This window comes from Streptomyces sp. SDT5-1, assembly GCF_052245995.1.
Lineage (GTDB): Bacteria > Actinomycetota > Actinomycetes > Streptomycetales > Streptomycetaceae > Streptomyces.
The window spans coordinates 102,257-120,726 of sequence record NZ_CM125963.1 but is presented as its reverse complement, the minus strand read 5'-3'; the positions used below and the strand labels follow the sequence as shown (position 1 = coordinate 120,726).

General features: G+C 71.7%; 18 protein-coding genes. 9 read left to right on the top strand and 9 right to left on the bottom strand.

What is annotated here, in order from left to right:
* The first annotated feature begins 119 nt into the window (after positions 1 to 119).
* The 3 genes from ACTWJ8_RS00610 to ACTWJ8_RS00600 all read left to right on the top strand — a co-directional run bounded on the left by ACTWJ8_RS00610 (position 120) and on the right by ACTWJ8_RS00600 (position 2,939).
* Positions 120 to 1,454, top strand: coding sequence for a hypothetical protein (locus ACTWJ8_RS00610; RefSeq protein WP_356382406.1), 1,335 nt, complete (start codon positions 120 to 122; stop codon positions 1,452 to 1,454).
* Positions 1,455 to 1,481: 27 nt separating this feature from the next.
* Entirely contained in the window at positions 1,482 to 2,357 is an 876-nt protein-coding gene (locus tag ACTWJ8_RS00605; RefSeq protein WP_356382409.1) for a universal stress protein, read from the top strand.
* Between the two features lie 78 nt (positions 2,358 to 2,435).
* On the top strand, positions 2,436 to 2,939 hold the full coding sequence (locus tag ACTWJ8_RS00600) for an FBP domain-containing protein (protein WP_443262337.1): 504 nt from the start codon (positions 2,436 to 2,438) through the stop codon (positions 2,937 to 2,939).
* A gap of 19 nt (positions 2,940 to 2,958) precedes the next feature.
* Here the strand turns inward: ACTWJ8_RS00600 and ACTWJ8_RS00595 are convergent, their stop codons facing one another.
* On the bottom strand, positions 2,959 to 3,783 hold the full coding sequence (locus ACTWJ8_RS00595) for a family 1 encapsulin nanocompartment shell protein (protein WP_443262336.1): 825 nt from the start codon (positions 3,781 to 3,783) through the stop codon (positions 2,959 to 2,961).
* A gap of 5 nt (positions 3,784 to 3,788) precedes the next feature.
* Positions 3,789 to 4,835: a Dyp-type peroxidase gene (locus ACTWJ8_RS00590; RefSeq protein ID WP_356382416.1), complete on the bottom strand. Its 1,047-nt coding sequence runs from the start codon at positions 4,833 to 4,835 to the stop codon at positions 3,789 to 3,791.
* 326 nt (positions 4,836 to 5,161) lie between these two features.
* Between ACTWJ8_RS00590 and ACTWJ8_RS00585 the strand changes: the two genes are divergently transcribed.
* From ACTWJ8_RS00585 to trpS, 3 genes are all read left to right on the top strand, one after another.
* Complete coding sequence (locus tag ACTWJ8_RS00585; RefSeq protein WP_443262335.1) at positions 5,162 to 6,202, top strand: NAD(P)-dependent alcohol dehydrogenase; 1,041 nt, start codon at positions 5,162 to 5,164, stop codon at positions 6,200 to 6,202.
* Positions 6,203 to 6,281: 79 nt separating this feature from the next.
* A complete protein-coding gene (locus tag ACTWJ8_RS00580; protein WP_443262334.1) occupies positions 6,282 to 7,505 on the top strand; it encodes a cytochrome P450 in 1,224 nt (407 codons plus the stop codon).
* Positions 7,506 to 7,697: 192 nt separating this feature from the next.
* Complete coding sequence (gene trpS / locus ACTWJ8_RS00575; protein ID WP_443262333.1) at positions 7,698 to 8,768, top strand: tryptophan--tRNA ligase; 1,071 nt, start codon at positions 7,698 to 7,700, stop codon at positions 8,766 to 8,768.
* A gap of 191 nt (positions 8,769 to 8,959) precedes the next feature.
* On the opposite strand, the gene ACTWJ8_RS00570 is transcribed toward trpS, so the two are convergent.
* Both ACTWJ8_RS00570 and ACTWJ8_RS00565 read right to left on the bottom strand, forming a co-directional pair.
* Positions 8,960 to 9,244, bottom strand: coding sequence for a zinc-ribbon domain-containing protein (locus tag ACTWJ8_RS00570; RefSeq protein ID WP_443262332.1), 285 nt, complete (start codon positions 9,242 to 9,244; stop codon positions 8,960 to 8,962).
* Positions 9,245 to 9,320: 76 nt separating this feature from the next.
* Positions 9,321 to 9,962, bottom strand: a complete 642-nt coding sequence (locus ACTWJ8_RS00565) for a MerR family transcriptional regulator (protein ID WP_356382430.1) — start codon at positions 9,960 to 9,962, stop codon at positions 9,321 to 9,323.
* A gap of 100 nt (positions 9,963 to 10,062) precedes the next feature.
* Between ACTWJ8_RS00565 and ACTWJ8_RS00560 the strand changes: the two genes are divergently transcribed.
* The 3 genes from ACTWJ8_RS00560 (at position 10,063) to ACTWJ8_RS00550 (ending at position 12,626) form a co-directional block, all read left to right on the top strand.
* Entirely contained in the window at positions 10,063 to 10,542 is a 480-nt protein-coding gene (locus ACTWJ8_RS00560; RefSeq protein WP_356382433.1) for a DUF4188 domain-containing protein, read from the top strand.
* A 112-nt stretch (positions 10,543 to 10,654) separates the two neighbouring features.
* Complete coding sequence (locus ACTWJ8_RS00555; RefSeq protein ID WP_356382436.1) at positions 10,655 to 11,146, top strand: peptidylprolyl isomerase; 492 nt, start codon at positions 10,655 to 10,657, stop codon at positions 11,144 to 11,146.
* Between the two features lie 157 nt (positions 11,147 to 11,303).
* Positions 11,304 to 12,626, top strand: a complete 1,323-nt coding sequence (locus tag ACTWJ8_RS00550) for a S28 family serine protease (protein ID WP_443262331.1) — start codon at positions 11,304 to 11,306, stop codon at positions 12,624 to 12,626.
* A gap of 9 nt (positions 12,627 to 12,635) precedes the next feature.
* Here ACTWJ8_RS00550 and ACTWJ8_RS00545 read toward each other — a convergent pair whose 3' ends face one another.
* The 5 genes from ACTWJ8_RS00545 to ACTWJ8_RS00525 form a co-directional block, all read right to left on the bottom strand.
* Positions 12,636 to 13,367 carry a ferredoxin reductase gene (locus tag ACTWJ8_RS00545; protein ID WP_356382442.1) on the bottom strand — a complete coding sequence of 244 codons (732 nt, stop codon included), beginning with the start codon at positions 13,365 to 13,367 and terminating at the stop codon, positions 12,636 to 12,638.
* Between the two features lie 4 nt (positions 13,368 to 13,371).
* Positions 13,372 to 13,983 carry a sulfite oxidase-like oxidoreductase gene (locus ACTWJ8_RS00540; protein ID WP_443262330.1) on the bottom strand — a complete coding sequence of 204 codons (612 nt, stop codon included), beginning with the start codon at positions 13,981 to 13,983 and terminating at the stop codon, positions 13,372 to 13,374.
* Positions 13,980 to 15,275, bottom strand: coding sequence for an amidohydrolase (locus tag ACTWJ8_RS00535; protein WP_443262329.1), 1,296 nt, complete (start codon positions 15,273 to 15,275; stop codon positions 13,980 to 13,982). The genes ACTWJ8_RS00540 and ACTWJ8_RS00535 overlap by 4 nt, the downstream gene beginning before the upstream one ends.
* Complete coding sequence (locus ACTWJ8_RS00530; protein ID WP_443262328.1) at positions 15,272 to 16,039, bottom strand: nucleoside phosphorylase; 768 nt, start codon at positions 16,037 to 16,039, stop codon at positions 15,272 to 15,274. Before ACTWJ8_RS00530 ends, ACTWJ8_RS00535 begins: the two co-directional genes overlap by 4 nt.
* A gap of 95 nt (positions 16,040 to 16,134) precedes the next feature.
* Complete coding sequence (locus ACTWJ8_RS00525) at positions 16,135 to 18,366, bottom strand: FUSC family protein (RefSeq protein WP_443262327.1); 2,232 nt, start codon at positions 18,364 to 18,366, stop codon at positions 16,135 to 16,137.
* Positions 18,367 to 18,470 lie beyond the last annotated feature (104 nt).

Below are 18,470 nucleotides of genomic sequence, written 5' to 3'. Positions count from 1 at the left end.
TGCACGGCACGCCGTCTCAAATGAGGCATTTGTCCGTTTATCCGCCCTACGGTGCGGGGGTCGGTGTCCGTGTGGGGGGACGTACAACGCCCCCGCTCGGGGCGCGGATTGGGTTGCCCATGGAGTCGAGTTCGTCCAGTGGAATCAGTCGCAGAGGCGTGGCCCGCCTGGGCCTCGGTGTCGGTCTCGGCGCCGCGGCGGGGGCGCTCGCCGGATGCGGGAGCGGCGGCGCGGAACGGCAGAGCCCGCCCCCGGCAGGCCCCGCACGCCACCCGGAACGCCCCGCCAAGAAGGCGGCGCCCCGCCTGATCGGCGACGGCTCGACCTCGTACACGGGCAAGCAGCCCAAGCAGCCGGCCACGCCCGTCCCGCTCGAACCCGGCCAGACGCCACCGCAGTTCGTCGTCTTCTCCTGGGACGGCGCCGGTGAGGTCGGCAACGGCCTGTTCCCCCGCTTCCTCGAACTGGCCAGGCAGCACGACGCCCGCATGACCTTCTTCCTCTCCGGGCTCTACCTGCTGCCCGAGTCGCAGAAGCGCCGCTACCTGCCGCCGAACAACCCCGTCGGCGCCTCCGACATCGGCTATCTCTCCGACCCGCACGTCAAGGAGACGCTGAAGTACGTCCATCAGGCCTGGCTCGAAGGCCACGAGATCGGCACCCACTTCAACGGGCACTTCTGCGGCGGCGCCGGATCCGTCGCCAACTGGAGCCCCAAGCAGTGGCGCAGCGAGATCGAACAGGCCCGCACCTTCGTCAAGTCCTGGCGCACCCACACCGGTTGGCACGACGAGCCCGCCCTGCCCTTCGACTACGACAAGGAACTCGTCGGCGGCCGCACCCCCTGCCTGCTCGGCCAGGAGAACCTGCTGCCCGTCGCCCGAGAGATGGGCTGGCGCTACGACGCGTCCTCGCCCGGCGGCCTCCAGCGCTGGCCCGACAAGCGGCACGGCATCTGGGACCTGCCCCTCCAGGGCATCCCGTTCCCCGGCCACAGCTTCGAGGTCCTGTCGATGGACTACAACATCCTCGCCAACCAGTCGAAGAACTCCACCCGCGCCCCCGCCCACAACTACCCGGGCTGGCGCACCCAGGCCACCGACGCGTACCTCACCGGCTTCCGGCGCGCCTACGAGAGCAACCGGGCACCCTTCTTCATCGGCAACCACTTCGAGGAGTGGAACGGCGGCATCTACATGGACGCCGTCGAGAACGCGCTCAAGCGGATCGCCGACAAGGCCGAGGCGGGCGCCGACGTACGGCTCGTGTCGTTCCGGCAGTTCGTCGACTGGCTCGACGCCCAGGACCCCGCCGTCCTCGCCAAACTGCGCGCGCTCCAGGTGGGGGAGCGTCCACCGGGCGGCTGGAACCGGTATCTGCGAGGGTCGAAGAAGACCACGAGCAAGAACGGTACGAGGACTGAAGCCGGCGCTCCCGGACAGACAGCACACTAGACGCCACCGGACAGACGAGGAGACCCGATGACCCGGCCCATCACCGCGGGAGTGGACGGATCACCCGAGAGCGGGGCGGCCGCCGCCTGGGCGGCGCGCGAGGCGGTGCGGCGCGGACTGCCGCTGCGCCTCGTGCACGTGGGCGAGCCCGCCCCCGACACCCTGGCGCTCGCCGCCGACGAGAGCGCCCTCACCCAGTGGGCCGGCGACCTGCTCGACGACACCGAGCAGGAGATCGCCGAGCGCCACCCCGGCCTCGCGGTCACCACCGACGTCCTCGACGCGGACGGCGCCGCCGAGTCCCTGACCGCCGCGGCCCGCGACGCGGAGGCACTGGTGCTCGGCTCGCGCGGGCACGGCGTGATCGTCGGCTTCCTCCTCGGCTCCGTCGGCCAGCAGGTGCTCACCAAGGCGGAGCGGCCCGTCGTGCTCGTCCGCGCGGGCGACGAGGCGTCCGCCGAGGCGAGCGGGCGCGACGTCGTCGTCGGCCAGGAGGGCGAGCCCGAGGACAGCGCCGCCGCCATGGAGTTCGCCTTCACCACCGCGCAGGCCCGCGGCGTCGCCGTGCGGGCCGTGCGCGCGTGGAACCTGCCGCCGGTGTTCTCCTACAGCCCCGGCTCGATGGCCCTGCTCGACGACGCCGGAGGCATCGAGCCGTACGAGCGCAAGGCCCTGGCCGCCGCCCTCGCCCCCTGGCGCGAGCGCTTCCCCGACGTGCCGGTCCGCGAGCACGTGGAGATCGGCAGCGCGGGACAGGTGCTGCTCTCCATCGCCCCCGAGGGGCAGCTGCTCGTCGTCGGCCGCCGCGCGCGCCGCACCGCGATCGGCTCCCGCATCGGCTCGGTCGCCCACGCGGTCCTGCACCACGCGCCGTGCCCCGTCGCGGTCGTCCCCAACCCCTGACCGGGTCCGACCGTCTGACCAGGCCCGACGCGAATATCCGGATGCGGGAGGGGCGAGCGGCTTTGTAGGGTCCACGACGTGGAACCACTCAGCGACAAACAGATCCGCTCGTCCTTCGTGAACTGCACCAAGGGCGAGGCCACCCGTATGCGGCTGCCGCTCGACTTCGCCGAGCTGCCCTGGCACGACCTGGACTTCCTCGGCTGGGTGGACCCGGGCGCGCCGCTGCGCGCCCACCTCGTCAGGCCCACCGACGAAGGACCGGTCGGCGTCACCCTGCGCGTGCCGCAGACCGGGCGCACCAGCGCGGTGAAGTCGAGCCTGTGCCAGATCTGCCTGACCGGACACGCCTCGTCGGGCGTCTCCCTGTTCGCCGCGCCCCTGGCGGGCGCCCGCGGCCGCGATGGCAACACGGTCGGCCTCTACATCTGCGCCGACCTGGCCTGCTCCCTGTACCTGCGCGGCAAGAAGCAGCCCAAGCTGCGCGCGGGCCGCTACGAGGAGTCCCTCACCCTCGACGAGCGCGTGGACCGCGCCCTCGGCAACCTCGACGCGTTCGTCGCCAAGGTCCAGGGCCGCTGAGCGGCGAGGGGGGGAGCGCTCAGGCCTTGAGCGCGACCACGGCCTCGTCCGTGTAGGGCAGGAACGTCAGGGTCTGGTGGAAGTACAGCTCGATGCCGCGCGCGTCGTGCGACGTGTACCCGATCGCCAGGTCCTGGCCCAGCCGCAGCTCGAAGTCGCCGCCGCGCGTGGACAGCACGAACGCCCCGTTCAGCGCCGGCGCCCAGATCAGTTCGCCGTCCAGGATCCGGCCCAGGTGGTTGGCGATCGGATAGCCGTGGTCGGAGGTCTCGCTGACCGCCGTGTACGCGTCGGCGCCGAGCAGCAGCGCGTACGGGCCCGCCACGCCCGCGAGGCGCAGCGCGGTCAGCGCCCTGCTGATCGTGTCCGGGTAGTCGCGGGCCTCCGCCGGCAGGCTCAGCACCGGGTTCGACGTCCGCTCGCGCAGCCCGTCGATGCCCGCCGCCGCGTACCCGTCGAAGATCGCCTGGTCCTCCGCGTACGCCATGGCCCGCGCCGCGTCCTTCACCGGCTGCCAGTCGGAGTCCTGCGCACCGCGCTCCACGTCGTCCACGGCCTCCCGGCTCACCGTGAACGGCACCCGCAGCTCCACCAGCGGCTGCACCTTGCGCAGCCGGGCCGTCACGCCGGGCGCGGGCGGCGCGATCTCGGTCAGGTGACCGGTGCCGACGGCCGAGAGCGCCGCACCGTCGGGGCCCGTCACGTCCACGACGCGGCGGCCCGCGACATGACGCCGGAAGGTGCGCGACGCCTCCTCCTCGATCTCGGCCCAGGCGGCCGGGGTGATCGGGGCGAGCTCACGGTGCAGGTTGGTGCTCGGGGTGGGGTTCGGGGCGATGCTCATCGTCTTCAGGCTCCTTTGAGGCTGCCGATGCCGAGGGAACCGGCGGCGGGGTCCGGGGTGGCGAAGGCCGCGGCGGGCTCGAGGGTCTCGGCTTCCTCGGCCACGGCCACCGCGGTCTCCGCCGGCGGCTCGGGCAGATCGTCGAGGAAGTCCGCGTTCGGCACGTGGAACAGACAGCCGGTGACCGCGGTCGAGAAGTCGAGGATCCGGTCGTGGGTGCCGGGCGGATCGCCCAGGAACATGTTGCGCAGCATCCGCTCGGTGACGTCCGGGGTGCGCGCGTAGCCGATGAAGTACGTGCCGAACTCGCCCTCGCCGACGCTGCCGAACGGCATGTTCTCGCGCAGGATCTGCCGCTCCGTGCCGTCCTCGTCGACGATCGTGTTGAGCGCGACGTGCGAGTCGGCGGGCTTCACGTCGTCGTCCAGCTCGATGTTCGCGGTCTTGGTGCGGCCGATGACCTTCTCCTGCTCGGCAGCCGGGAGCGCCTCCCAGGCCGCCATGTCGTGCAGGTACTTCTGCACGATCACGTAGGAGCCGCCGCGGAAGTCCGGGTCCTCGTCGCCGACGAACACGGCCTCGGCCGCGGCCTGCCCCGTCGGGTTCTCGCTGCCGTCCACGAAGCCGAGCAGGTCCCGCTCGTCGAAGTACTTGAAGCCGTGCACCTCGTCGACGACCCGCACGGCGTCGCCGAGCCTGCCGATGATCACGCGGGCCAGCTCGAAGCAGAGGTCCATCCGGCGCGCGCGCAGATGGAAGAGCAGGTCGCCGGGGGTGGCGGGGGCCAGGTGCCGGTCACCGGCGAGCGCCTGGAAGGAGTGCAGTTCGCGCGGGCGCGGCCCGCTGAACAGGCGGTCCCACGCGGTCGACCCGATGCCGGTGATGCAGCCGAGCGCGGCGTCCCGGTCGCGGAAGCCGACGGAGCGGCTGAGCGCCGACAGCTCCTCCAGCGTGTCGCGGACGGCGGGCTCACCGCCCGGCTGGATGGTCACGACCAGGAAGACGGCGGCCTTCGCGGGTGGGGTGAGGAGGACGGGCTGGGGTTCGGCCACGAGTGCTCCGGATGCGATGGAGGGCGTCGGACGGCTGTTGTCACCATATGGGCTGAGGCGGCGCCCGGCACGCGATGCGCCGCGCGGTAGCCCGGCACACGCGCCCGAAAAGAGTGACCTAAAGGGCAGATGAACGGATGTGCCCGACCTCACGTCCGTCCGGCGTCGAACAGGTGCCGAGCACCCGACACATGCTGTTAAACTTTGAACCAGGCCCCGACCGTTCTCCCCCGTACGGTCGGGGTCCTTTGCGTGTGCGGGCGTGCGCTCGCCCGGAGCCTGGGGTTGCATGGGGTGGCGGGGGTCAGCCACGAAGGAGCCCGAACATGAAGGCACTCCAGTACCGCACGGTGGGAGCGGCGCCCGAGGTCGTCACCGTCCCCGACCCCGAACCGGGTCCCGGCGAGGTCCTCCTGAAGGTCACCGCCGCAGGCGTCTGCCACTCCGACATCGCCGTGATGAGCTGGCCCGCCGAGAACTTCCCCTACGAGCTGCCGCTCACCCTCGGGCACGAGGGCGTCGGCACCGTCGCCGCGCTCGGCGCGGGCGTCACCGGCTTCGTGGAGGGCGACGCGGTCGCCGTGTACGGGCCGTGGGGCTGCGGCGCCTGCCTCAAGTGCGCCGAGGGCAAGGAGAACTACTGCCTGCGCGCCGAGGAGCTGAACATCCGCCCGCCCGGCCTCGGCGCCCCCGGCTCCATGGCCGAGTACATGATCGTCGACGACGCGCGGCACCTGGCGCCCATCGCGGGCCTCGACCCCGTCGCGACGGTGCCGCTCACGGACGCGGGCCTCACCCCGTACCACGCCATCAAGCGCTCGCTGCCGAAGCTGGTGCCGGGGTCCACGGCCGTCGTCATCGGCACGGGAGGGCTCGGGCACGTCGCCATCCAGCTGCTGCGCGCCATGACCGCGTGCCGCGTCGTCGCGCTCGACGTGTCCGAGGACAAGCTCTCCCTGGCCCGCACGGTCGGCGCCCACCAGGCGGTGCTCTCCGACGCCGCGGCCGCGGGCAAGGTCAGGGAGATCACCGGCGGGCGCGGCGCGGAGGCCGTCTTCGACTTCGTCGGCGTGCAGCCCACCGTCGAGACCGCCGGGGCCGTCGCCGCGGTCGAGGGAGACGTCACCATCGTCGGCATCGGCGGCGGCACCCTGCCCGTCGGCTTCGGCGCGACGAACTTTGAGGTCAACGTCAGCGCCCCGTACTGGGGCAGCCGCGCCGAACTCATCGAGGTCCTCGACCTGGCGCGGGCGGGCGCCGTCTCCGTGCACACCGAGACCTTCTCCCTCGACGACGCCCCCAAGGCGTACGAACTCCTGCACCACGGCAAGATCAACGGGCGCGCGGTGATCCTCCCCAACGGCTAACACCCGGTGGGGGTGTACGTGTTGACGGGCGGTCAATAGGCTGACGGCTACCGCCCGTTGCGCCCCCACAGGGAGTTCCATGTCCACCGCGCAGGTCCCCGACATCCTCTCGCCGGAATTCGCCGCGAACCCCTACCCCGCCTACCGGGCGATGCGCGAGTCCGCCCCGCTGCTGTGGCACGAGGCGACGCAGAGCTGGATCGTGTCGCGGTACGCCGACGTGGAGCGCGTCTTCAAGGACAAGGAAGGCACGTTCACCACCGACAACTACGACTGGCAGCTCGAACCCGTGCACGGCAGGACCATCCTCCAGATGAGCGGGCGCGAGCACAGCGTGCGCCGGGCGCTCGTCGCGCCCGCCTTCCGCGGCAGCGAACTCCAGGACACATTCCTGCCCGTCATCGAGCGCAACTCCCGTGAACTGATAGACGCGTTCAGGGACACCGGCTCCGCCGACCTCGTCGCCGACTTCGCCACCCGGCTTCCCGTCAACGTGATCGCCGACATGCTCGGCCTCGACAAGGCCGACCACGACCGCTTCCACGGCTGGTACACGGCCGTCATCGACTTCCTCTCCAACCTGTCGGGCGATCCGGACGTCGCGGCGGCGGGGGAGCGGACCCGCGTCGAGTTCGCCGCGTACATGATCCCGGTCATCCAGGAGCGCCGCGAGCACCCCGGCGACGACCTGCTGTCCGCACTGTGCGCCGCCGAGGTCGACGGGGTGCGGATGAGCGACGAGGACATCAAGGCCTTCTGCAGCCTGCTGCTCGCGGCCGGCGGCGAGACCACCGACAAGGCCATCGCGGGCATCTTCGCCAATCTGCTGGCCCACCCCGACCAGCTCGCCGCCGTCCGCGCCGACCGCTCGCTCATCGAGCGGGCCTTCGCCGAGACGCTCCGCTTCACCCCGCCCGTCCACATGATCATGCGCCAGGCCGCCGTCGACGTGGAGCTGACCGGTGGCACCGTCCCCGCGGGCGCCACCGTCACCTGCCTCATCGGCGCCGCCAACCGCGACGAGCGGCGCTACCGGGACCCGGACCGCTTCGACCTGTTCCGCGCCGACCTGACCACCGCCACCGCGTTCTCCGCTGCCGCCGACCACCTCGCCTTCGCGCTCGGCCGGCACTTCTGCGTCGGCGCGCTGCTCGCCAAGGCGGAGGTGGAGACCGGGGTGAACCAGCTGCTCGACGCCATGCCCGACGTGCGGCTCGCCGACGGCTTCGAGCCGGCCGAGGCGGGCGTCTTCACCCGCGGGCCGAAGGCGCTCCCCGTGCGCTTCACACCCGTCGGTTCCTGACCGGACGGGTCCGTCAGGTGTACGATTGCAGCATGCATCGTTCTACGTGTCTCAACTGGTGGCGCCTCACTTAGAGGCGGCCGCACAGTCAAGCACGTACAAGGGCCGTCCCCGGACGGCCCTTTCCCATGTCCTCCCACCGGAGTCCACGCCGTCCAGCGGACGCCCGTGACCAGGGGAGAGACCACCACCATGAGCAGCACCACCGACGCCATCGGCACGTCCGCCGCGCAGACCCGCAGCGCCGAGCTCGAGCAGCTGATCCGCAAGGACCCCGGGCGGTTCCGGATCCTCACCGGGGACCGCCCCACCGGGCGCCTGCACCTCGGCCACTACTTCGGCACCCTGCACAACCGGGTCAGGCTCCAGGACCTCGGCGTCGAGACCTTCGTCCTCATCGCCGACTACCAGGTCCTCACCGACCGCGACGTCGCCGAGAACCTCACCGAGCACGTCGAGGAGCTGGTCCTCGACCATCTGGCCATCGGCATCGACCCCGAGCGGTCCACGATTTTCACGCACAGCGCCCTGCCCGCCCTGAACCAGCTGCTGCTGCCGTTCCTCAGCCTCGTCTCCGTCGCCGAACTCCAGCGCAACCCCACGGTCAAGGACGAGATCGCCCACTCCCGGCAGAACGCCGTGAGCGGCCTGATGTTCACCTATCCCGTCCACCAGGCCGCCGACATCCTGTTCTGCAAGGCGAACCTCGTGCCCGTCGGCCAGGACCAGCTGCCGCACCTGGAGGTCACCCGCACCGTCGCCCGCCGCTTCAACGACCGCTACGGCCACGGCACCCCGGTCTTCCCGCAGCCCGACGCCCTGCTGTCCACGGCGCCGCTGCTGCTCGGCACCGACGGAACCAAGATGAGCAAGTCCCGCGGCAACGCCATCGCCCTGTCCGCGACCCCGGACGAGACGGCCCGCCTCATCCGTGGCGCCAGGACCGACGCCGAACGCCACATCACGTACGACCCCGAGGCCCGCCCCGAGGTCTCCTCGCTCGTCCTGCTCGCCGCCCTGTGCGAGGGCGTCGAGCCGGGCGTCGTGGCCGAGGAGATCGGCGCCGGGGGAGCGGCCGCGCTCAAGCGCCGCGTCACCGAGTCCGTCAACGCGTACCTCGCCCCGATCCGCGCCCGCCGCGACGCCTATGCCCAGGACCGCGCCCTGGTCAGGGACGTGCTGCGGGCCGGGAACGCGCGGGCGGGCGCCATCGCCGACGCCACGCTCGAGGAGGTGCGGGCCGCCATGAACGCCGCCTACTGACACGGCGCGGAAACCTGCCGCGACGATTCTGCGCGGGGCGTGCATGCTCCGCCGTATCCCGGGCAGCAGGAGAACAGACGCTCAAGCTGCCCACCCCCCCGGGCGCTCGAGCCCGAGGCCCTGTCGCCCCCTCTCCCCCCTGGGAGGCGGCAGGGCCCTTTCCTTTCCTGCGTCTACGGAGAGGGGCCCAACTAGCCCTGGTGCGGCTGCTGGTACTGCTGCGGCGCACCCGCCTGCGGGCCCGCGGCCTGCGCCAGCATCCCGTCGACGTGCTCCTTGGGCACCTGGTGCGCGGCGCCGCAGAAGGTGCACTGGGCCTGGTACTTCGTCGAGATCGGGAACAGCGGGACGAAGAACAGCGTGAACTTCGTGACGAACTTGCGCAGCGTGTGCGCCGCGGGGTTGCCGCAGCTGCCGCAGACGAAGGTGAGGATGGCGAGCTGGTACGCGTAGCCCCGCGTGCCGAAGATGATCATGGGTTCCCTCCCGTTGTACGGCCGCCGCAGAGCGTTCGGCGTCCGCCGGTCATCGTATGCGGCCGTCCCCATGGCCTCACAAGCCGTAGCGGCGGGTGGAGTGCTCCTCCTGCGCGAGCCGGCGCAGCGCCATCAGCAGCGGCTCGTAGAGAACGGTCGAGGCGACCGCGAGCTCCGCCTTCTCGGCATCGTCCTCGGAGGTGTCGAGCTCGTCCAAGTCCAGGCGGGCCACCTCGTCCATGAGGTGCGCGTAGCGGGCGAGCACCTCGGGGCCGCGCGAGAAGCCGAGGCGAGTGAGGGTGACGATCGTCGTGATCAGCGTCCGGTAGGTGGGGGACAGCGCGCCGATCTCGCGCGCGTGGTGCCAGCCCATGGTGTCGAGGAACCGGTCGACGGCCTCCGTCACCTCCGCCGTCAGCGGATCGTCCGCGGGCGCGTCCGGTGGATGCGGCAGCGCCCACAGCGCCGCGCCGAGCCGGAACGTCGTCCCCAGCGAGTCGTCGTCGACGTGCCCCAGCACCTCCCGCACGGTCGCCACCGGGATCCGGCCGATCTGGATCATCGCCCGGATCAGGCCGAGCCGGCGCAGATGCGCGTCCCCGTACGCGGCCTGGGTGGCGCTGATCCGCTCGCCCGGCGGCAGCAGGCCCTCGCGCAGGTAGTACTTGATCGTGCCGACCGGCACGCCGCTGCGCTCGCTCAACTCCGCCAGTCGCATCCCTTGTGCCCCTCCTTGGAAAGTGCCACTATCCAAACATGGGCCAGGGGCCCGGGGGACCCCTGGCTCGCCACGAACACCCGACCGAAACGGGGGAGTTGTGTTCACCAAGCTGGAACCCGGACGGACCACGGCGACCGCCGACGGCGACGTCGTGCTCTTCGTCGTCGGCATGCGGATCAACCGCTTCTGGGCCGTGCACCGCTGGCTGCCGGTGATGTGTGCGATGCCCATGATGCTGCGGGAACTGGGCAAGGATCGCACGGCAGGCCTGCTCCACCACGTGCTGGGCAGCTCGAACCCGCGCAACTACTACGTCATCCAGTACTGGGAGTCCAAGGAGAAGCTGCTCGCCTATGCGGCGGCCTCGGACAAGCGGCACAAGCCCTGGTGGGCCCGCATCAACCGGTACGCCCGCACGAGCAAGGGGCACGTCGGCATCTGGCACGAGACCTACCTCGTGCCCGCGGGCTCGTACGAGACCATCTACGGCGACATGCCCGCGTACGGCCTCGGCAGGGCCTACGGGGTCCGGCCGCTGGGCGAGGGCGTGCAGGCGAAGGACCGGCTCGCGGCCTGAACGCTCGCGCCCCGCAAGCAAGGCGTCACGGAGCGTGCGAATGGTGGACGAAAACGGCCGTCCCGACGGGCCGAATCGGCAATCCGGGCTCCGTGATGAAAGGATTGCGTCCATGGCAATCAAGACCTACTTCGACATCACGATCAACGACGAGCCCGCCGGGCGGATCACGTTCAACCTCTTCGAGGACGTCGTCCCGAAGACCGCCGAGAACTTCCGTGCCCTGTGCACGGGCGAGAAGGGCTTCGGCTACGCCGGCTCGTCCTTCCACCGCGTCATCCCGCAGTTCATGCTGCAGGGCGGCGACTTCACCGCCGGGAACGGCACCGGCGGCAAGAGCATCTACGGCGAGAAGTTCGCCGACGAGAACTTCCAGCTCAAGCACACCAAGCCCGGCCTGCTCTCGATGGCCAACGCCGGCCCGAACACCAACGGCTCGCAGTTCTTCATCACCACCATCGTCACCGACTGGCTGGACGGCAAGCACGTCGTCTTCGGCGAGGTCGAGGACGGCATGGAGCTCGTGAAGAAGATCGAGTCCCTCGGCTCCCGCAGCGGCGCCACCTCCGCCAAGATCACCATCGCGGAGTCCGGCCAGCTCTGACCGGCCCGCCACGGCGCACGAAGCCGGGATCCCGTCAAGGGGTCCCGGCTTCCCGCATGTTCGCGCCGAGCCCAACTGCCGGGCGCCCGCCACGGGTTAAGGTCTCGGTCGGTGGATCACCGATCCGCCCGCCGTTCCCTCGACCCAGGGAGATACCGTGCGCCTGCGCGCCATACCCACGCTGCTGCTGTCCGCCGCCCTCACGGCCGGAGCCCTCGCCGCCACCGCGGCACCGGCGACCGCCGCCCCCGCCTCGTTCGAGGACCGGCTGCGGGCCCTGCCCGGAGTGACCGTCACCGGCGTCACCGACAAGGAGGGCTTCCCGCTCTACTCCCTGTCGATCACGCAGCCGGTGGACCACGACAGACCGGAAGCGGGCACGTTCCAGCAGCGCTTCACGCTCTGGCACAAGTCGACCGCCAAGCCCGTTGTCGTCTACACCGGCGGCTACGGCCTGTCCTCCTCGACCCGCGAGCCCACCACCCTCCTCGACGCCAACCAACTCAGCGTCGAGCACCGATTCTTCGAGGCGTCCGTGCCGGCCGGCGGCACCCCCTGGAACAAGATGACCGTCCAGCAGGAGGCCGCCGACGAGCACGGCATCGTCCAGGCCGTGCGCCCCCTGTACGAGAAGACCTCGAAGTGGCTCGCCACGGGCGGCTCCAAGGGCGGCATGACGGCCACGTACCACTACCGCTTCTACCCGAAGGACTACGACGGCGTCGTCGCCTACGTCGCCCCGAACGACGCCAACAACGACGACGACAGCGGCTACGAGGACTTCTTCAAGAACGTCGGCACCAAGGAGTGCCGCGACGGCCTCGCCGCCGTGCAGCGCGAGATGCTGGCCCGCCGCGACTCACTGCTCCCCAAGTTCGAGAAGACCGCCAAGGACGAGGGCTACACCTTCACCAACACCCTCGGCACCACCGACCGCGCCTACGAGTTCGCGGTCCTCGACCAGGTGTGGAACTTCTGGCAGTCCGGCACCGTCGACGACTGCCCCACCGTCCCCGACGCGAAGACCGTCTCCGACGACGAGCTGTACCAGTGGTCCCTAGACCACGGCCTGTCCATCTACGAGGACTCCACCCTCGGCCCCAACAGCACGGGCCCCTACTACCGGCAGGCCGCCGCGCAGCTCGGCTGGGCCGACCTCAAGTTCAAGAACCTCAAGGGCGTCCGGCACTACCCGGACATCTACCAGCCGAACTCCGTGCTCCCCGCCGACATGCGCACCAGCTACGACGGCACCGTCATCAAGGGCGTCGACAAGTGGGTCCGCACCAAGTCGCAGCGGATGCTCTTCGTCTACGGGCAGAACGACCCGTGGAGCGCCGAGCAGTTCACGCCCAGCAAGAACGACTCGTACAAGTACGTCGTCCCGAAGTCCAACCACGGCGCCCGCATCTCGGCGCTGCCCGCGAACGAGCGGGACGCCGCGACGGCCACCATCAAGCGCTGGGCCGGGATCCGCTAGGGGACACCCTCAGCCGAACCGCTCGATGCGGATCCGGTCCACGGGCTGACCGAGGCCGACGAGGAGCTGGGAGGCGTGCTCGGCGAAGGAGTTCGAGCCGCACACGTACGCCTCCCACTCCGGCGCCCCCGCACCGAAGCAGGGCGCCAGATGGTCCGCTGCCAGGCGCCGGCGCTCGCCCTCACGGGTGAGCACCGGCGTCGTCTCGGCCCCGTACTCGTCCGCGTAGATCAGATCCGCCCGGGTGCGCGCCGACACGAAGAGGCGCAGCGGCAGGTCGAGGCGGTGCAGCCGGTGGTGGCGGATCATCGACATCAGCGGCACGACGCCCGAACCGGCGCCCAGCAGCAGCGCGGGCCGGTCACCGGGCCACGCGAAGAAGCCGCTGAGCGGGCCGCGCACCTCCACCTCGTCGCCGACCCGCGCCCCGGTGTGCAGGAACCCCGACACCTCGCCGTCCACGACGTGGTCGAGGGTCAGCTCGATGTGCCCCGAGTCGTCGGGCGCGGAGGCGAGCGAGTAGTGCCGCTGCGCGGTGTACCCGTCCTCCGCGGTCAGCCGCAGCATCAGGTGCTGGCCGGGAAGGTGTCCCTGCCAGCCGGGCACCTTGAAGCGGAACGTCGACGCGTTCGGTGTCTCGCGGCGGATCTCGGTGATCGTGGCGCGCTGCCACAGCGCGGCGCCCTGGCCCGCGGCGATCCGGCCGGGCACGGCGAACCGGGTGGGCGCGACGAAAGTCATGGTCTCAGTCACCTGCGTATCGCTGTTCTTCCCACGGGTTGCCCCGCGCGTGGTACCCGTTCTGCTCCCAGAACCCGGGCTCGTCGTGGTCGAGGAGCCGGATGCCCGCCACCCACTTCACGCTCTTCCAGAAGTAGAGGTGCGGCACCAACAGGCGTGCCGGGCCGCCGTGTTCGGTCGGCAGCGGCTCGTCCTCGTAGGTGAACGCGAGCCACGCCCTGCCGCCCGTGACATCGGCGAGCGGCAGGTTCGCCGTGTAGCCGGTGTGCGAGTACGCCATGATGTGCGTCGCCGCGGGGGAGGGGCGCACCGCGTCGAGGAACGTGTCGAGCGAGACACCACCGAAGCGCACCCCGAACTTCGACCACGTCGTCACGCAGTGGATGTCACCGCTGTACGACGCCGGTGGCAGCGCCCGCGCCTCGTCCCACGTCCACGTGCGCGGCTCCTCGACCAGGCCGTCGAGGGTGAACGTCCAGTCCTCGCGCGCGATGTGCGGTGTCACCTCGGCGGAGAGCACGGGCCAGTCGTCGCCCGCGTCGTACTGGCCCGGCGGCAGGCCGGGGTTGCGCACGCGGGGGCGTCCCACGAAGCCCCGGGTGGTGTGGCCGGTCATGCGAGGGCCTCCAGATCGGCGAGGACCGCGCCCTCGTCGAGAGTCGTGAGCGTACGGTCGCGCATGAGGACCCTGCCACCGACGACGGTGTCCCGCACGTCGGAGGAGTGCGCCGCGTAGGCGAGCATGGCGTACGGGTCGTGGCGCGGGGTGAGGTGCGGGCGGTCCAGGTCGAGGACGATCAGGTCGGCGCGCTTGCCCGCCTCCAGGGAGCCGAGCTCGTCGCCGAGGCCGAGCGCCCGCGCGCCCTCGACGGTCGCCATCCGCACGGCCTGCTCGGCGCCGACCGCCGTCGGATCGCCGCCCGCCTTGTGCACGAGCGCCGCCTGCCGCACGGCCCCCAGCACGTCGAGCGTGTTCGAGCTGACCGCGCCGTCCGTGCCGAGGCCGACGGTGACACCCGCGCTCAGCAGCCGGGGCACCGGCGCGATGCCGCAGCCCAGCTTCAGGTTCGACACCGGGCAGTGCGCGACCGACGCGCCGGCCCGTGCGATCGCCGCGATCTCGCCGCCGGTCAGGTCGACGGCGTGCGCGAGCACCACGTCGGGGCCCAACAGGCCGAGCGATTCGAGGAGTTCGACGGGGCGGCGGCCGTGCGCCACCTCGACGCCCGCGACCTCGGCGGCGTTCTCGGCGGCATGGATGTGGACGAGCGCCCCGAACTCGCGGGCGAGCGCGAAGCACTCGACGAGCTGCTCGGGGGAGAGGGTGTACGCGGAGTGCGCGAACACGACGGGCCGCTCGCCCCGGGCGCGCGCCGCCTCCAGATCACGGCGCGCCCAGTCCATGCGCTCCTTGTACGGCCGGCCGTCCGGCGGCTCGGGGACGTCCATGAACAGCGGCCCGGTGTGCAGCCGCCAGCCCGCCGCCCGCGCGGCCTGCTCGGCGGCCTCGTGGAACCAGTACATGTCCAGTGCGGAGGTCACCCCGGCGCGCACGCTCTCCGCGACGGCGACCCGCACGGCCGCGGCGACCGTGTCCTGGTCGAGCAGCCGCGCCTCGGCGGGCACCACCCGGCCGAGGAACTCCTGGAGCGTCACGTCGTCGGCGGTGCCGCGCAGCAGCGTCATCGCGAGGTGGGTGTGCGTGTTGATCAGGCCGGGCAGGACGAGTCCGCCGGACGCGTCGATGCTCTCGGCCGCGGTGTGCCGGGCGCGCAGCTCCTCCGCGGGGCCCACGGCCACGATCCGGCCGTCGCGGACCGCGACCGCGCCGTCGGCGAGCACCGTCGACGCGTCGTCGACGGTCAGGACGGTGCCGCCGTGCACCAGCAGATCGACGTTCTCGCTCACAGTTCCTCCTCGGCCAGGATGCGCAGCGCGTCCAGGGCCACCACGCTGCCGCGCGCGACACCCTCCGCGACGACCTCGCGGTGCGGGTCGTAGCCCCCGGTGTTCTCCTCGTCCACCAACTCGTCCGCGTTCACCCCGTCGACGACGAGCACGGCGCCCGCGACGAGCCCGCGCAGCGACGCCGTGACGAACAGCGCGGACACCTCCATCTCGATCGCCGCGAGGCCCGCGCCGTCGTACTGGTTCAACGGGATCAACCCAGGTTGGAACGCCGCGCGCGTCCACACGATTCCCCGGTGGTGCGGCGCACCGGCCGCACGGGCCGCCCGCGTCAGCGCGAACACGGCCTCCGGCGACGACACCGCCGGGTACTCGGCGGGCACCAGCTGCCCGGTCACCCCGTCGTCACGGACCGCCGCCTCGGCCACCACCAGATCGCCGTCGCCGATTCCCGGTCGCATCGCACCCGCCGTACCGAACCGTACGAACGTCCGCACACCCGCGTCCGCCAGCTCCTGGAAGAGCAGGATCGCGCCGGGCCCGCCGATGCCGTGCGAGGCGACCACCATCGGCACGCCGCGCCACGTCCCGCGGAACGCCCGGTACTCGCGGTTGTACGACACCTCCTCGGCGTCGTCGAGCAGCGCGGCGACCGCGGCGGCGCGGGCCGGGTCGCCCACGACGACGGCGCGCGGCGGAAGCCCGGTGCGCGGTACCCGGCTCAGCGGGAGCAGGGCGTGGGGATCGGGGGCGGGGGCACTCACGGGACGGCTCCAGTCGTGCGGCGGCGCGGGGGCGGCTTCGTAGCGGTCAGGGGATCGTATCCCCAGGTGGGAGCGGGTCCGAAGGCGGGACCTGACTAGCTGCGCTGCCCCACGGGCACGCCCAGCGGTCGGGCCAGGCCCGAGATGCCCTCGTCGAGCCGCTGGAGGTGGCGCAGCACGCGGTACGTGACCGTGTTCGCGGCCGGCACCCCGGTCCCGTCCGTCTCCAGCATCGCCGCGATGCTCGCGCCGGACTCCACGGTGCCCGTCAGGTCCTCGTCGGTGACCTGCGCGACCAGTACGTCGATGTTGTGCGCGATGCGCCGCGCGGCCCGGCCGAGCCGCGGATCGGCGGCCACGTGCTTGCTGTACGGGACGAGCTCGGCGGTCGCCGCCAGCGAGCGCGCGTGGTACGCCGACGTCTCCAGGAGCGCCACCAGATAGCGCACCGTCTGCCGCCGCTCGCGCTGCGGCGCGATCGCGTGCGTCAGCGGCTTCGTGGAGGCCCGCAGATCGTCGAGCGCGGTGTCCAGGTCCCGCGCCCGGTCCAGCAGATCCGCCGCGGGACCGCCGCTGAGCTGCTCGACCGCGCCCGCCACGACGTCGCCGAGCCGCTCCAGGACCGTCGCCAGCAGCTCGTCGGTCCGCGAGTCCGTGCGCACCGGAAGCACCAGGACGGCCGCGATGATGCCGCACGCCGCACCGAGCGCCGTCTCCTCGATGCGCAGCACCAGCACGTCGAGGCTGTAGGTGTTGAGGAGCGTGTAGAGCAGGCCCAGCATCGCCGTCACGAAGAACGACATCAGGGCGTACGACAAGGGGGCCGTGAAGAACGCGGCGAACACGCACACCAGGACCAGTACGAACGCCAGCCACGCGTGATTGCCGACCGCGCCCGCGAGCAGCACACCGGCGAGCACACCGAGCACCGTGCCGAGGACACGGCGGTACCCCTTGATGACGATCTCGCCGGTGGACGCCGTGTTCAGGAAGACGACCCAGCAGGTCAGCACCGCCCAGTACCAGCGCTGGCTGGACAGGAACTCGCCGCCGACGATCGCGAGCGCCGAGCCGACCGCCACCTGGAACGCGGCGCGCGTCGTGGGCCGGTCGAGGCCCTTGCGATCGTCCTCGTCCTCGTCGTCGGACGTCTTCTCCGTGTCGGCCGCGAGGGCGACGGTGCCCGTGATGGACATGTCCTCCGCCTCGAGCTCCTCACGCGAACGCGTCGTCGCGGGCGAGTCGTCCGACTCGTCCTGCGGGCCGTCGAGCGCGATCCGCAGACCCATCACCGCACGGGCCGCCTCACCTATGCCGCGGAACACGTCCTGCATGGCGAGCGTCGCGCCCGGCGGCATCCGCTCCTCGTCGCGGTAGCCGAGCAGCCGGTTGCGGATCTGGGCGACGGCCGTGCCCCGGTTCGCGTCCGCCGGGCGGGCCACCATGAGGTGCAGGGCGCCCAGATCGCGGCGGAGCGTGGCGGTCGCCTCGTCCTCCTGGCGCAGCAGCTTGCCGATCGCGGGGGCCGGGGCGTGCGGCAGGTGCAGGGTCAGGGTGTCGGCGCGCTCGGCGCTGCGCGCGTTCAGGAGCAGCATGCCGAGCCGCTCCGCCGACACCTCGGCGTCGGCCACACGGCGCTGGATCAGCGAGGCCGTCGCCGCGTCGCCCGCGCCGTCCTCCAGTCGGCCCTGGATCATCAGCGCCGTCTCGTGCAGCCGCGCCGTGTGGTGGCGCAGCTCGTCCAGCACGTCGTCCAGGTCCTCGGGCGCCGCGTCGAGCAGCTTCGTCTGCACGGTCACCAACTGCGCGAGCCGCGCCCGGAAGGCGCCCCGCAGCCGTCCGAGCACCCGCTGCGGCGTCTCCGGCACCAGCGCGAAGCGGGCGATCGCACTGCACGCGAACGCCACCGCCAACGTGCCCGCCAGCTCCGGCAGTTGATCCACCGTCGCGTTCACGAACAGGGACACGAAGTAGACCTGGAAGCCCATCAGGCCAAGGGCCGTGCCCCGGTCGCCGAACCGGCGGAAGTACACCGCGCAGAAGATCAGCGCGATGAAGAACAGATCACCCGCCACGACCCTGCTGTGCAGCAGCGCGCCCAACGACACCGCCGCCAGCGCCACGGGGAACCCGCACGCCAGCGTGATCGCCTGACCGCGCAGGTTCTTCTCGCGGATCGCGAAGGTGCTCACCATCGCCGCCATCGCGCCCGCCACCATGTGCGTCACGTCCGTGCCCAGGAGCGCGAGCACGCCGAGCGTCAGCCCGATGGCCGCGACGATCCGCAGCCCGGCCATCAGGCGCAGCAGCCCAGGATCGGATGCCATGAAGCGGTCCCAGGGATCCCTGCGGATCGGCCGTCGCGCCACCAGTGTTCACTCCAAGTTCGGTCCGTCGGCGTCGCCCCTGAGCATACGAGGAGGTGGGCGCG

Bases quoted from the DNA above. Each gene is read 5' to 3' on its own strand.
- ACTWJ8_RS00610 (WP_356382406.1), top strand. From the start codon at position 120: ATGGAGTCGAGTTCGTCCAGTGGAATCAGTCGCAGAGGCGTGGCCCGC.
- ACTWJ8_RS00605 (WP_356382409.1), top strand. From the start codon at position 1,482: ATGACCCGGCCCATCACCGCGGGAGTGGACGGATCACCCGAGAGCGGG.
- ACTWJ8_RS00595 (WP_443262336.1), bottom strand. From the start codon at position 3,783: ATGAGCATCGCCCCGAACCCCACCCCGAGCACCAACCTGCACCGTGAG.
- ACTWJ8_RS00585 (WP_443262335.1), top strand. From the start codon at position 5,162: ATGAAGGCACTCCAGTACCGCACGGTGGGAGCGGCGCCCGAGGTCGTC.
- ACTWJ8_RS00580 (WP_443262334.1), top strand. From the start codon at position 6,282: ATGTCCACCGCGCAGGTCCCCGACATCCTCTCGCCGGAATTCGCCGCG.
- trpS (WP_443262333.1), top strand. From the start codon at position 7,698: ATGAGCAGCACCACCGACGCCATCGGCACGTCCGCCGCGCAGACCCGC.
- ACTWJ8_RS00570 (WP_443262332.1), bottom strand. From the start codon at position 9,244: ATGATCATCTTCGGCACGCGGGGCTACGCGTACCAGCTCGCCATCCTC.
- ACTWJ8_RS00565 (WP_356382430.1), bottom strand. From the start codon at position 9,962: ATGCGACTGGCGGAGTTGAGCGAGCGCAGCGGCGTGCCGGTCGGCACG.
- ACTWJ8_RS00555 (WP_356382436.1), top strand. From the start codon at position 10,655: ATGGCAATCAAGACCTACTTCGACATCACGATCAACGACGAGCCCGCC.
- ACTWJ8_RS00545 (WP_356382442.1), bottom strand. From the start codon at position 13,367: ATGACTTTCGTCGCGCCCACCCGGTTCGCCGTGCCCGGCCGGATCGCC.
- ACTWJ8_RS00540 (WP_443262330.1), bottom strand. From the start codon at position 13,983: ATGACCGGCCACACCACCCGGGGCTTCGTGGGACGCCCCCGCGTGCGC.
- ACTWJ8_RS00525 (WP_443262327.1), bottom strand. From the start codon at position 18,366: ATGGCATCCGATCCTGGGCTGCTGCGCCTGATGGCCGGGCTGCGGATC.